8 protein-coding genes are annotated in these 13,507 nt (G+C 70.9%); 6 read left to right on the top strand and 2 right to left on the bottom strand.

The genetic code is table 11. The annotated features are described in order from the left end of the window. Positions 1-41: 41 nt before the first annotated feature. From Actob_RS40400 to Actob_RS40380, 5 genes are all read left to right on the top strand, one after another. Entirely contained in the window at positions 42-1,751 is a 1,710-nt protein-coding gene (locus Actob_RS40400; RefSeq protein ID WP_284917247.1) for a stealth family protein, read from the top strand. Positions 1,752-1,821: 70 nt separating this feature from the next. Further along, on the top strand, positions 1,822-4,059 hold the full coding sequence (locus Actob_RS40395) for a bifunctional glycosyltransferase/CDP-glycerol:glycerophosphate glycerophosphotransferase (RefSeq protein WP_284917246.1): 2,238 nt from the start codon (positions 1,822-1,824) through the stop codon (positions 4,057-4,059). After that, on the top strand, positions 4,056-5,159 hold the full coding sequence (wecB, locus tag Actob_RS40390) for a non-hydrolyzing UDP-N-acetylglucosamine 2-epimerase (protein ID WP_284917245.1): 1,104 nt from the start codon (positions 4,056-4,058) through the stop codon (positions 5,157-5,159). The genes Actob_RS40395 and wecB overlap by 4 nt, the downstream gene beginning before the upstream one ends. Further along, on the top strand, positions 5,156-7,222 hold the full coding sequence (locus tag Actob_RS40385) for a bifunctional glycosyltransferase/CDP-glycerol:glycerophosphate glycerophosphotransferase (RefSeq protein WP_284917244.1): 2,067 nt from the start codon (positions 5,156-5,158) through the stop codon (positions 7,220-7,222). The genes wecB and Actob_RS40385 overlap by 4 nt, the downstream gene beginning before the upstream one ends. A 170-nt stretch (positions 7,223-7,392) precedes the next feature. Then, positions 7,393-8,076 carry a GOLPH3/VPS74 family protein gene (locus tag Actob_RS40380; RefSeq protein ID WP_284917243.1) on the top strand — a complete coding sequence of 228 codons (684 nt, stop codon included), beginning with the start codon at positions 7,393-7,395 and terminating at the stop codon, positions 8,074-8,076. 34 nt (positions 8,077-8,110) lie between these two features. On the opposite strand, the gene Actob_RS40375 is transcribed toward Actob_RS40380, so the two are convergent. After that, positions 8,111-9,763 (bottom strand): phospho-sugar mutase, encoded by a 1,653-nt coding sequence (locus Actob_RS40375; protein ID WP_284917242.1) that lies wholly within the window; start codon positions 9,761-9,763, stop codon positions 8,111-8,113. A gap of 23 nt (positions 9,764-9,786) precedes the next feature. Then, positions 9,787-11,709, bottom strand: coding sequence for a serine/threonine-protein kinase (locus Actob_RS40370; RefSeq protein ID WP_284917241.1), 1,923 nt, complete (start codon positions 11,707-11,709; stop codon positions 9,787-9,789). A 171-nt stretch (positions 11,710-11,880) separates the two neighbouring features. On the opposite strand from Actob_RS40370, the gene Actob_RS40365 reads away from it, so the two are divergent. Continuing rightward, positions 11,881-13,446, top strand: coding sequence for an acyl-CoA mutase large subunit family protein (locus Actob_RS40365; protein WP_284917240.1), 1,566 nt, complete (start codon positions 11,881-11,883; stop codon positions 13,444-13,446). Positions 13,447-13,507 lie beyond the last annotated feature (61 nt).

The raw sequence follows: 13,507 nt of genomic DNA, 5'->3' as shown, positions 1-13,507 counted from the left end.
GGACGACAGAGGTGCTGCGCCCCATCACTGTTGCGCGGACGGTGGTTCCCCGTCCGGTGCGCCGCTGGCTCGGCCGGGTCCTCCCGGAGGCGGCGCGTAACAAGCTCGCACCGCCCCAGTCTCGTGGTCCCCGGCAGATCGACCTGGCCCGGATCGAGCCCGAGGCCACCCCGGTGTCGGTCCGCGCCGCCAACCTGGACCGGGTGGCCGACGCGCTGGACGCCGCCGGGGTGCCCTGGTTCCGGGTGCCGGCCAACCAGTTCGAACGCACCGTGGTGGCCGTCGCCGAGTCGTTCCGGCCGCGGGCCGAGCGGGTCCTGGCCGAGCTGGCCGCGTCCGGTGCCGAGGTGCAGCCGGTGCTGCCGGAGCGCCGCTGGACGGTGACCGCGATGGTGCCCGGCTCGCCGATCCCGCCGGTCGCGCCGGCGAACAAGAAGGTGCCGACCGGCCGCGCGATCAACGCGCCGACCCGGCCCGGGCCGGCCCGCGCCGACAACGCCGGGGGCCCGGCCGAGGAGCTCGCGCCGGAGCCGGTGGCGACCGCCGTCTACTGGCCGGTCACCGACGCGTCCCGGAGCCTGCTGCTGGGCCGCCAGCACGCCTGCGAGGTGGAGTTCTGGGCGGAGTTCCCGGACCACCTGGCCGGCCCGCGGTACAACCGGTCCACCGAGGTGGTCCCGATCGCCGACCCGGTGGTCGAGGCGGACGAGAGCACCTTCAGCGACTTCCGGGAGATCGGCGCCGGAGCGTCCCGGCGCTACCCGACCAGGCAGTCGTTCCTGACGCCGCCGATCGACCACGTCGACTTCCCGATCGACGTCGTCTACACCTGGGTGGACGGCGGTGACCCGGCCTGGCTGGCGCGCAAGAACGCGGCGCTCGGCGAGAACGGCTGGGCCGGCGGCAACGACCAGGCCGCCAACCTGGCCCGCTACATCTCCCGGGACGAGTTGCGGTACTCGCTGCGCTCGCTGCACATGTACGCGCCCTGGGTGCGCCGGATCTTCCTGGTCACCGACGACCAGGTGCCGGCCTGGCTGGACACCACGAACGCCAAGGTCACCGTGGTGAGCCACAAGGAGCTGTTCGGGACCGCCGGGAAGCTGCCGACGTTCAACTCGATGGCCATCGAGACCCAGCTGCACCGCATCGAGGGTCTCGCCGAGCACTTCATCTACATGAACGACGACGTCTTCCTGGGCCAGCCGCTGCAGCCCGGGTTCTTCTTCACCGCGTCCGGGCAGAGCCGGTTCTTCCTTTCCACCTTCCGGGTGGACGGCGGGTCCCCGGACCCGGACGAGCCGCCGGTGATGGCGGCCGGCAAGAACAACCGGGCGATCATCGAGCGGGAGTTCGGGCGGCGTACCGCGTACAAGATGAAGCACACGCCGCACGCCGCGCGCCGCAGCGTGCTCGCCGAGATCGAGGAGCGCTACCCGGAGGCGCTGGCGGCCACCGCCGCACACCAGTTCCGCCACCCCGACGACGTGGCGGTGCTCTCCTCGCTGCAGCAACACTGGGCGTACCTGACCGGTCGCGCGGTGATCGGTGAGATCAAGTTCATGTACCGGGACCTGTCCCAGCCGCACACCGACGAGCATTTCGCGATGACCCTGAAGAAGCGGCCATACCAGGTGTTCTGCCTCAACGACACGGTGGAGAGCGACGTGTCACCGGAACAGCAGGCGAATCTGCTGACCGGCTTCCTGAGCGCGTACTATCCCTTCCGGTCTCCCTTCGAGCTGCCGTGACGGTGCGCGCCTCCCGGTGAGGCCCAGGCCATCAACGTCTACCCGGTCGGATCGGGTACAAGGAGTTTCGTTGTTCAAGGTTTCGATCATCATGGCGTGTTACAACGTCGATGCCTTCATCGAGGACGCGTTCGAGTCCATCGTCCGGCAATCCGCGTTTGCCCAGTTCGAGGTGATCCCGGTCAACGACGGCTCCACGGATCGGACCTGGGAGATCATCCAGGAGTACCAGAAGCGGTACCCGGACAACTTCTTCCCGATCACCTTCGACAAGGGCTCCGGTGGCCCCGGCCGGCCGCGTAACGCCGGTCTCGAGCGCGCCACCAGCGAGTACGTCATCTTCATGGACCCGGACGACCGGATCTACAAGGACGGCTACAGCAAGCTGCTGCAGAGCATCGAGAAGTACGGCAGCGACGTCGTCATCGCCACCCGGTACGGCGTCAAGGAGAAGTCCGACGGGAAGAACCCGGTCTGGGTCGACTGGATGGCCGAGAAGCCGTACGTCAACCAGAACTCGTACGAGGTCAAGCTGGACCTGCTCTCGCAGCGCCCGGTCATCCTCAAGACGATCTACCGGCGTGACCTGATCGAGCAGTACGGGCTGCGCTTCCTGGAGGGCGTCAGCAGCAGCGAGGACGAGATCTTCGACAAGAAGTACCTGCTGCTCTCGCAGAAGATCACCAAGATCAACGACGTGGTCTACCTGTACACGGTGGCGCGTACCGGCAGCATCACCAGCAAGATCCGGATCAAGGTCTACGAGGACCTGGTGCCGATCTTCGCGGGCCTCGACGACGCCCTCTCGGTGTACTTCAACGAGGCCATCGTGGCGTACCGGGTGGCGGCCCTGCTGCGCACCTTCTACCTGCCCAAGCTGCTGCTGCTGGACCCGGGCCTGACCGACCAGGCGCTGGAGCTGTGCCGCGAGGCCTGCGAGGCGTTCGGCTTCGACCGGCTGCTGTTGACCGCCAACAACAACGACCGGCGGATCGTCGAGCTGATCCGCGACCGGCAGTACAGCCAGCTGATGCTGTTCTTCATGAACCTGCGCACCGGCGCCGCCAACCGCCGCAACCGGGTGCAGGCCAAGCGCCTCAAGGACATGGAGCGCCGCCCGGTCAAGCTGGCCCTGAAGGCGTCGAACCTGGTCGGCCTCAGCCGCAAGGCGGCCCGCGAGGAGGGTGGCCTGGGCAAGCTGTGGGCCACCCGGATCCGGAAGAACCTGGCCGGCGCCCCGAACGGGTACTGGGTCTTCATGGACCGCCGGGAGAAGGCCGCCGACAACGGCGAGGCCCTCTACCGGTACGTCCGGGACAACCGGATCCACGACAAGATCGCCTTCGTGATCCGCCAGGACAGCCCGGACTACCAGCGGCTGATCGCCGACGGCTTCAACGTGATCGCGTACAACTCGCTGGAGCACTGGCGGCTGCACTACAACTGCGAGTACTTCTTCGCCTCGCACGTCGACGACGTGATCATCAAGCCGTGGGCCTCGTACGGCGTGAACGAGGGCAAGCCGCGCTACAAGCTGGTCTTCCTGCAGCACGGCATCATCCGCTCGGACCTGTCCGGCTGGCTCGGCGCCAAGAAGTACCACCTGTTCTGCGCGTCGGCGAAACGCGAGTTCGACAGCGTGATCAACAACGTGCGCTACGGCCTCGGGCCGAACCAGGTCAAGCTCACCGGCCTGGCCCGGCACGACCTGCTGGAGGCCAAGGACGGCGACTACGTGCTGGTCAGCCCGACCTGGCGGTCGTTCCTGGCGGAGGCGACCGAGGCCGAGTTCCGGGACTCGGAGTTCTTCCGCAACTGGCACCAGCTGATCCACGACCCGGCGGTCCGGAACGCGATGACGGCGGCCGGGGTGCGCCTGAAGCTCGTGCTGCACTCCAGCATCAGCCAGTTCGCGCACTGCTTCGACGAGGACGAGCACGTCGAGGTGGTCAAGTTCAGCGAGGTGCCGAGCTTCGCCGAGCTGCTGTCGGCGGCCCGGATGCTGGTCACCGACTACTCGACGATCTCGTTCGACATGCTGTACCTGCGCCGCCCGGTGGTCTACTACACGTTCCCGGAGCTGCAGAAGCACAGCACCAACACGGGCGCCGACCTGGACCTTTACGCCGAGCTGGGCACCCGGGTCGAGGACCCCGCCGCCGCGGTGGCGGCGCTGGTGGCGGCCGCGGAGCGCGGCTTCCGGAACGAGGACGAGAAGGTCCGCGCCGCGGACGGGTTCTTCGCGTACGAGGACCGGCAGAACCGTAAGCGCATCATCGACGCCGTCCTGGAGGGTACCGCCAAGTGAGCAAGCTGATGTTCGTCTTCGGGACGCGCCCGGAGTTCATCAAGCTGTACCCGGTGATCATGGAGGCGCGCCGCCGCTCGCACGACGTGGTCGTGGTGAACACCGGCCAGCACCGGGAGATGCTCGACCAGCTGCTCGACGAGATGGGCATGGCTGCCGACTTCAACCTGAAGATCATGACGCAGCAGCAGACGCTGGCCGACATCCTGGCCCGCACGCTGAGCCCGCTGGACCAGGTCGTCGCCCAGGTGAAGCCGGATCACCTGTTCGTGCACGGGGACACCTCGACCACCCTGGCCGGCAGCCTGATCGCGCTGTACCGGCAGGTGCCGCTCTCCCACGTCGAGGCCGGGCTGCGCACCTTCAACAAGTACTCGCCGTACCCGGAGGAGATGAACCGCCAGCTCACCGGGGTGCTGACCGACTACCACTTCACCCCGACCGAGGTGACCCGGGGCAACCTGGAGCGCGAGGGCAAGGACCCGTCGCGGATCTTCGTGGTCGGCAACAGCGCCATCGACATGCTGCGCTACACGGTCCGCGACGACTACACCCACCCGGTGCTGGACGAGGTCGGCGACCGCAAGCTGGTCCTGATCACGGTCCACCGCCGGGAGAACATCTCCGAGCTCGGCCAGATGTTCTCGGCGATCAACGACGTCGCGGAGCGCTACGCCGAGACGCACCGGCTGGTCTACCCGATCCACATGAACCCGGTGGTGCGCCGGGCCGCCGACGAGTACCTCACCTCCTCGAACATCCGGGTGATCGAGCCGCTCGGCACCACCGACTTCCACAACATCCTGAGCCGCTCGCACCTGGTGATGACCGACAGCGGCGGCATCCAGGAGGAGGCGCCCAGCCTCGGCAAGCCGGTGCTGGTGCTGCGGGACACCACCGAGCGCCCGGAGGGCGTCGCGGCGGGCACGCTGCGCCTGGTCGGCACCGGCCGCGAGGACATCGTGCGGGAGGCCGCGCGCCTGCTCGACGACCCGGAGGAGTACCAGCGGATGGCGACCATCGCCAACCCGTACGGCGACGGCACCACCTCGCAGCAGATCATGGACGTGATGGACAAGGTGATCGCGGACGCCGGATGAGCGTTGCGCTCACCGTGGTGACCACGGCGTGGCGGGTTCAGGGATACCTCACCGAGTGCCTGGACTCGCTGCTGTGTCACCAGCACGGCGCGGCGCTCGAGCTGGTGGCCGTCGACGACGCGTCACCCGATCACTGCGGCGCCCTGCTCGACGAGCGCGCGGCCGGCGAACCGCGCCTGGTCGTCGTGCACCGGGCGAGCACCGGCGGTCCCGGCGAGGCCCGTAACACCGGCCTCGACCGGGCCACCGGCGACTACGTGTGGTTCGTCGACGGCGACGACCGGGTGGTGCCCGGCGCCCTCCCGGTGATCGCCGAGCGGCTCGCCGCGGAGAAACCCGACTTGCTCGTCGTCGGGGTGGCCCGGGAGCTGTGGAACCGCACGGTGCGCCGGTGGACGGCGCCGGCCGGGGTGCCGGTCGGGCCGGCCGCACTGGCCGCGCCACCGGTCCCGCTGGGCGGCCTGATCGTGCGGCGGCAGTTCCTGCTCGACGCCGGCATCCGGTTCCGGCCGGGCCGCTACGAGGACGTCGCCTTCGCCTACCAGGTGCTGGCCGCCGCCACGACCGCCGGCACCGTCGAGCACGCCTGCTACGTGTTCCGCCCGGACCGGCCGGGCGCGCTGCGTGGCACCCCGTCCCCGGCGCACGCCGACGCGGTCACCCAGTACGAGCACGTGCTGGCCCTGCCCGGCGCCGGCCCCCGGACGCTGGTCCGGGCGGTCGACGACCTGCTCGGCGTGCTGGGGCGCGGGATGGTCCCGCCCGGCGACCGGCGCGCGCTGTTCGGCCGGATCGCCGCCCTGCTGCGCCGGCACCGGGTCGGCCCACTGGACGGCGTGCGCCTGCGGCTGCTGGCCTGGGACGCCTACCGGACGTACCGGCTGTGGCGGGCGCTCCACGCGCTGCCGGGCCGGTTGCGCGGCCCGCTCGGCCGCGGCCGCCGCACCCTGCGCAAGGCCCTGCTCCGGCTCTACTACCAGGCCCAGTTGCGCCGCCCGATCGACGAGAACCTCGCGGTGTACGCCGCGTACTGGTACCGCGGCTACGCCTGCAACCCGGCGGCCGTCTACGAGAAGGCCGCCGAGCTGGTCCCGCGGGTCCGCGGCGTCTGGGTGGTCCGGCGCGGCGGCCGGGAGGTGCCCGATGGCGTGCCGGTGGTCCGGCCCGGCACCCGGGCGTACTACCGCGCCCTGGCCCGCGCCAAGTACCTGATCAACAACGCCACCTTCCCGCCGTACGTGGTCAAGCGCCGCGGCCAGGTGCACGTGCAGACCCACCACGGCACCCCGCTCAAGACGATGGGCCTGGACCAGCCGCGGTTCCCGGCCTCGCTGGGCGGCTTCGACATCGAGCGGATGCGCCGCAACATCGCCAAGTGGGACTTCAGCGTGACCGCGAACCGGCACACCACACTGCTCTGGGACCGGCAGTTCCCGATCAGCGGGGAGACCCTGGAGACCGGTTACCCGCGCAACGACCGGCTGGCGCTGGCCACCGCCGAGGACACCGCGGCGGCCCGGGCCGAGCTCGGCCTCGCCCCGCACGAACGGGTGGTGCTCTACGCGCCCACGCACCGCGAGTGGCATCCGGTCTTCACCCCGGTGCTGGACGTGGACGAGCTGGCCGAGGCGCTCGGCCCGGACACCCGGGTGCTGCTGCGCGGGCATTACTTCTACGACTCGCTGGGCTTCCCGCCCCGGCATCCCCGGGTGCTCGACGTGTCCCGGCACCCGTCGATCGAGCGGCTCAGCCTGGCCTCGGACGTCATGATCACCGACTTCTCCTCGGTGATGTTCGACTACGCGGTGCTGGACCGGCCCCTGGTGATCTTCGCGCCGGACTGGGAGGTCTACCGCGCGGTCCGCGGCGTCTCCTTCGATCTGGCCACCGAGCACGCCGGCACGTTCGCCACGTCCTTCGCGGAACTGGTCGAGGCGTTCCGCGGCGGGCAGGTGACGAGCGCCGGCGCGGCCGCGATGCGGGCCCGGTTCCGGGAGCGGTTCTGCTCGCTGGAGGACGGGCACGCCAGCGAGCGGGTGGTCCGTCGGGTCTTCGGCGGATGACCGGGCCACCCGAACAGCGGATTTTTCCGACATCTTCGGCGGTCAGCTCCGCGCCGTGCCTGCCGCCACCCGACAGCGAACCGGTCACCGCGGACTAACCGGTGGCTAGCGGTCAGCAAGCCGGTCGCCTGGCTACTGGCGGTGGAGCGCTTAGCCGTTATTTTGTCTCCATGACCTCCATTCCGCTCGCCGAGGAACTTCTACTTCTCTCGTACGACGATCAGACGGGTAAAGCGACCGGCTCCCGGATCGGGCTCGATCTCGGCATGGCCGCGGCTGTGCTGATCGATCTCGCGCTGGCGGGCCGAGTCGCCTATGTCGACGGCTACCTGCAGGTCACCGACCCGTCGCCGATCGGGGACACGATCGCCGACGCGGTGCTCACCAAGATCGCCGGCGATCCGCCGCACACCCCCGCGCAGTGGCTGCAGCGGCTGCGCCACCGGCTGCGCACCCGGGTCCTGGAGGACCTGTGCGCCCGCGGCGTGGTGAAGGACGTGGACGAGACCCAGCTCGAGTTCATCCACGTGCACCGCTACCCGACCACCGACCCGGCGTTCGAGACGGAGATCCGCAGCCGGCTCGCCGAGGCGCTGACCACCGACAAGATCCCGGACGAGCGGACCGCGGCGCTGGCCACCCTGCTCTGCGCGGCCCGCATGGAGCCGGCCCTGAAACTCCCCGCCGAGCAGGCCGAGCAGGCACACCGCCGGCTCGAGGCGATCTCCGCGGGGGCCGGGTTCGCCGGCGGCGCGTCGATGGAGGACTCGATTGTGCGCCCCAGCGTCGCGCTGGTGGTCGCCACCCTGGGCAAGGCCATCTCGGCCGCCCTGGGCGCCCCCAAGGTCTCCTGAGACCTCGGGGACGCCCTCCCCGGACGATCAGGGATCAGACGCCGAGGACAGCCGCGATCTCCGCGCGCAGGGCCCCCAGCCCGGCGGAGGCGCGGCTCCGAGCCGCCGCCACGTCGCCGTCGCCGACCGGTTCCACCACTTCGAGGTACGCCTTGAGCTTCGGCTCGGTCCCCGAGGGCCGGATGACGACCCGAACCGTGGCGGTGCGGAACGTCAGCACGTCGTTCTCCGGGAGCAGGTCGAGCACCTCGCTCACCGGCGAGCCGAGCAGCGTGCCCGGCGGGTTGCCGCGCGCCCGGCCCATCGCCACGCCGATCTCGGCCAGATCCTCCACCCGCACCGACAGCTGGTCGGTGGCGTGCACGCCGAACTCGACCGCCAGCTCGTCCAGCCGGTCGGCCAGGGTGCGCCCCTCGCTCTTGAGCCCGGCGGCCAGCTCGGCCACCGTCAGCGCCGCGGTGATGCCGTCCTTGTCGCGCACCATGCCCGGCGCGACGCAGTAGCCGAGCGCCTCCTCGTAACCGAACGCCAGCTCCTCGGCGGCCCGGACGATCCACTTGAAGCCGGTGAGCGTCTCCGCGTACGGCACACCCCGCGCCGCGCACAGCCGGCCGAGCAGGCTGGACGAGACGATCGTGGTGGCGTACGTGCCGGGGGTCCCGCGCCGGATCAGGTGATCGGCGAGCAGCACGCCGAGCTCGTCGCCGCGCAGCGGCCGCCACGAGCCGTCCGGCCCGGGGATCGCCACGGCGCAGCGGTCCGCGTCCGGGTCGTTGGCGATCGCCAGGTCGGCGCCGGTGCTGCCGGCCAGCGCGACCAGGTGGTCCATCGCGCCCGGCTCCTCCGGGTTGGGGAACGCGACGGTCGGGAACTCCGGGTCCGGCTCGGCCTGGTCGGCCACCACTGCCGGGCGGCCGAACCCGGCGGCGGTGAACGCCGTGGCCAGCGTGTCGCCACCGACCCCGTGCAGCGGGGTGTACGCCACCACCAGGTCGCGAGGACCGCCGGTGGCCACCACGGCGGCAGCACTCCCGACGTACGAAGAAACGATCGTGTCGTCGAGAACCGTGCCCGCGTCGCCCAGCGGCACCGCGGCGGCGCTCGCGACCGCCCGGATGGCCGCCTCGATGCCGGCGTCGGCGGGCGGCACGATCTGCGCGCCGTCGCCGGCCGGACCGCCCAGCGCCGCGCCCAGGTAGACCTTGTAGCCGTTGTCCTGCGGTGGGTTGTGGCTGGCGGTGACCATCACGCCGGCGACCGCGCCGAGCGCGCGGACCGCGTAGGCCAGCACCGGGGTGGGCAGCACCCCGGGCATCAGCAGCGCCGGCCGCCCGGCGCCGGTCGCCACCCGGGCGGTCCGCTCGGCGAACTCGCGGGAACCGTGCCGGGCGTCGTAACCGATCACCAGCGGCCCCTCGCCGCCCTGCTCGGCCAGCCAGGCCACCAGGCCGGCCGCGGCCCGGGTGACCACCGCGAGGTTCATCCCGTTCGGGCCGGCGCGCAGCCGGCCGCGCAGGCCGGCGGTGCCGAAGGTGAGCGGTCCGGCGAACCGATCGCTCAGCTCCGCGGCGGTGGCCGGCAGCCCGTCGATCAGCTCACGCAGCTCGGAGCGGCTCGACGGATCCGGATCGTCCGTGAGCCAGGCCTCCGCCGCCGCTCTCAGGTCAATATCAACTTCTGGTGCCATTCCGGATTGATAGCACAGAGCGATCACAGGTTGAGCTGGAAGCTCTGCGCCATCGCCTCGAAGTACTTCTTGCTACCGTCGAACTCGGCCGCCGGCGTGGTCAGGAAGAACGAGTACATCGTGCCGTCGACCTGGGTCATCCGCCAGATCCCGTGGCGCATCGCGTCACCCGAGCCGCAGGTGTACTCGAACTGCGCGGCCGGGTGGCCGGCGATCTGCACGCCGTCGGTGGTGCTGCCCAGCGACTTGAACGGCTTGGGACAGTTGGCCGATTTCTTCAACCCGTTCGGCGCGATCTCGCTGACGAACCGGGTCGGCGAGGCCTTGCCCTCCTCGGCCAGCACCCGCACCTTGCGCAGGTTGTCGTCCGGGTCGATGTAGTCGACGTAGGTCTTGCCGGCGTTGCGTTTCCAGCCGGCCGGCACCTTCACCGAGATGGTCTTGTTGCCCCGGTAGTCCTGGGTGTCGCCGGCCACCGCGGTGGCCGGCGCGCTGGTCGCCGGCGCGGCCGTCGGCGTCGCGGCCGGCGCGTCGCCACCACCGGTCAGCGAGACGACCAGGATCAGCGCCAGCACCGCGGCCACGCCACCGCCGCCGACCGCCAGCTGCTTGTTGCGCGGCCAGCCGCGGAACGTCGTCACCGCCCGGCTGGTGGCCGCTCGCGCGGTCTGTGCCGCGTTCTGCAGCGCCATCCGGCGTTTCGCGGCCGGGCTGGTCACCACGGTGCCCTGCCGGGCGCCGCCCGGCTGCCAGGCGCCCTGCGGCGGGATGACGCTCGTCGCGCCGGTGGCGGCGGCCTGCGGGATCTGGTGGGCCGGCAAGGCGCCGGTCGGGAACCCGGGGTCCGCCGGCTCCGGCGCCCGGCGGCGGCCGCCCGGCGCGTTCTGCTGCTCCAGCTTGCTCAGGTGGTCGGTGAGCGACTCGCCGGGGGCGAGCATGGCCCGGCCGCCGATCTGGCCGCTGGGCGGGATCTGCTGGGTCTCGGCGGCCGCTGCCGGTGGCGGCGAGACGGGCCGCGGCGACGGGACGACCGAGTACGGGTCGGTCATCATGTGCGGCGGGTTCTTGCTGGCCAGCGGGCCGGCCAGCTGCTGGCGCAGCAGGGTGCGGGCGGTCTGCACGTCCATCCGCTGGGCCGGGTTCTTTTCCAGCAGGCCCATCAGCACCGGGGTGAGCGAGCCGGCCCGGACCACCGGCGCGGGCGGGTCCTCGACCACCGCGTGCATGGTCTCGATCGGATCGCCCTTGTCGAACGGCGGCCGGCCCTCGATCGCGGTGTAGAGCGTGACGCCGAGCGAGAACAGGTCGCTGGGCGGGCCGAACTCGTGGCCCATGGCCCGCTCCGGCGAGATGAAGTGCGGCGAGCCGAGCACCATGCCCGGCGTGGTCAGCTGCACGTCGGTGGGCATCCGGGCGACGCCGAAGTCGGTCAGCACGCAGCGGCCGTCCGAGCAGATCAGCACGTTCGCCGGCTTGACGTCGCGGTGCAGGACGCCGTGCGCGTGCGCCACCTCCAGCGCGCCCAGCAGCGCGATGCCGATCTTGGCGACCACCCGGGACGCGACCGGCCCGTCCTCGATCACCATGTCGGCCAGGCTGCGCGCCTCCAGCAGCTCCATCACGATCCACGGCCGGCCGTTCTCGTGCACGACGTCGTAGACCTGGACGACGGCGGGGTGCTGCAGCGCGGCGGCGGCCCGGGCCTCGCGCATGGTGCGCTCGTACATCGCGTCGCGGTCACTCGGGGCCAGACCCGGCGGGAGGATGACCTCCTTGATCGCCACGTCGCGGCGCAGCAGCGTGTCCGCCGCGCGCCAGACCGTGCCCATGCCGCCGTGACCCACCGCGGCGCGCAGCGTGTACCGCCCGCCGATCAGCGTGCCCGGGGCCGCGCGTCCGCTGAGGGAGGCCGCGTCACCGCTGCTCCACGTCGGAATCTGAGTCACTGAGAATGCCACCGAGGGGGTCTAGGGGGCTGGGCCAACTCAGCTATCTTGCCCGGTCGCCAGCCGCAACGAAAGTCACGCCCGCACTGTTCGCCAGGAAACGACCCAGGGTAGCGGCCGGGTGGCCGACGGTGGACACCATCTCGCCTGAACGAGCCTTAGGATCACCTCGTGAACGCAGAGTCGGGTTTCACCATCAAGCCGGTCTACGGTCCGGGCGACGTGCCGCCGAGCGCGGGGAGCGACCAGCCGGGTGAGTTCCCCTACACCCGCGGCGTGTACCCGACGATGTACACGAAACGGCCCTGGACCATGCGGCAGTACGCCGGCTTCGGCACCGCCGCCGAGTCCAACGCCCGCTACCATCAGCTGCTCAAGGCCGGCACGATGGGCCTGTCGGTGGCCTTCGACCTGCCCACCCAGATGGGTTACGACTCGGACGACCCGATCGCGCACGGCGAGGTCGGCAAGGTCGGCGTGGCGATCGACTCGATCGACGACATGCGGCGGCTGTTCGACGGCATCCCGCTCGACCAGGTCTCCACGTCGATGACGATCAACGCGCCCGGCTCGGTGCTGCTGCTGCTCTACCAACTGGTCGCCGAGGAGCAGGGCGTGCCCGGCGCCGCGCTGCAGGGCACCATCCAGAACGACATCCTCAAGGAGTACATCGCCCGCGGGACCTACATCTTCCCGCCCAAGCCGTCGCTGCGCCTGGTCGCCGACACGTTCGCCTACTGCCGGGCCGAGATCCCCAAGTGGAACACCATCTCGATCTCCGGCTACCACATGGCCGAGGCCGGCGCCACGCCCGCGCAGGAGATCGCCTTCACCCTGGCCAACGGCATCGAGTACGTCCGCGCCGCGATCGCCGCGGGCCTGGCCGTCGACGACTTCGCGCCCCGGCTGAGCTTCTTCTTCGTGGCCCGCACCACGCTGCTGGAGGAGATCGCCAAGTTCCGCGCCGCCCGCCGGATGTGGGCCCGGATCATGCGCGACGACTTCGGCGCCAAGGACCCCAAGTCGATGATGCTGCGGTTCCACACCCAGACCGCGGGCGTGCAGCTCACCGCGCAGCAGCCGGAGGTCAACCTGATCCGGGTGGCGATCCAGGCGCTCGGCGCGGTGGCCGGCGGCACCCAGTCGCTGCACACCAACTCGTACGACGAGGCGATCGCCCTGCCCACCGAGAAATCCGCCCGGCTGGCCCTGCGCACCCAGCAGGTGCTCGCCTACGAGAGCGGGCTGACCGGCACTGTCGACCCGTTCGCCGGGTCGTACGCGGTGGAGGCGATGACCGACGAGGTGGAGCGCGAGGCGACCGCCCTGATCGAGCGCGTCTTCGAGTACGGCTCCGCCGTCGACGCCATCGAGCAGGGCTTCCAGAAAGCGGAAATCGAACAATCGGCGTACCGGATCGCCAATGAGATCGACAACGGTGACCGGGTGGTGGTCGGCGTCAACCGGTTCACCATGGACGCCGAGGAGAAGTACGAGCCGCTGCGCGTCGATCCGGCCATCGAAGCGGCCCAGGCGGCGCGGCTGGCCCGCCTCCGGGCCGAGCGGGACGACCCGGCGGTGCAACGCGCGCTGGCGGATCTGGCGAAGGCCGCCGCCGGAAGCACGAACGTCCTACCGTTGATGAAGGAGGCGTTGCGGCTCCGTGCGACCGTGGGAGAGGTCTGTCACACGTTGCGTGGAGTGTGGGGCGTCTACCGACCGGTCGAACGGTTCTGAAGCCGCGAAACGCACTCGTGGTGTGTCGCGTCACCTCCGCGATTCACTACCCGTTGATGGG

The sequence above is a fragment of the Actinoplanes oblitus genome, from assembly GCF_030252345.1.
Taxonomy (GTDB): Bacteria; Actinomycetota; Actinomycetes; order Mycobacteriales; family Micromonosporaceae; genus Actinoplanes; species Actinoplanes oblitus.
The sequence above is the reverse complement of the archived record's forward strand: the minus strand, read 5'-3'. Positions and strand labels throughout refer to the sequence as shown.

What these genes read in the sequence shown, in the direction of transcription:
- Actob_RS40375 (WP_284917242.1), bottom strand. Translation starts at nt 9,763, where the DNA reads ATGGCACCAGAAGTTGATATTGACCTGAGAGCGGCGGCGGAGGCCTGG.
- Actob_RS40380 (WP_284917243.1), top strand. Translation starts at nt 7,393, where the DNA reads ATGACCTCCATTCCGCTCGCCGAGGAACTTCTACTTCTCTCGTACGAC.
- Actob_RS40385 (WP_284917244.1), top strand. Translation starts at nt 5,156, where the DNA reads ATGAGCGTTGCGCTCACCGTGGTGACCACGGCGTGGCGGGTTCAGGGA.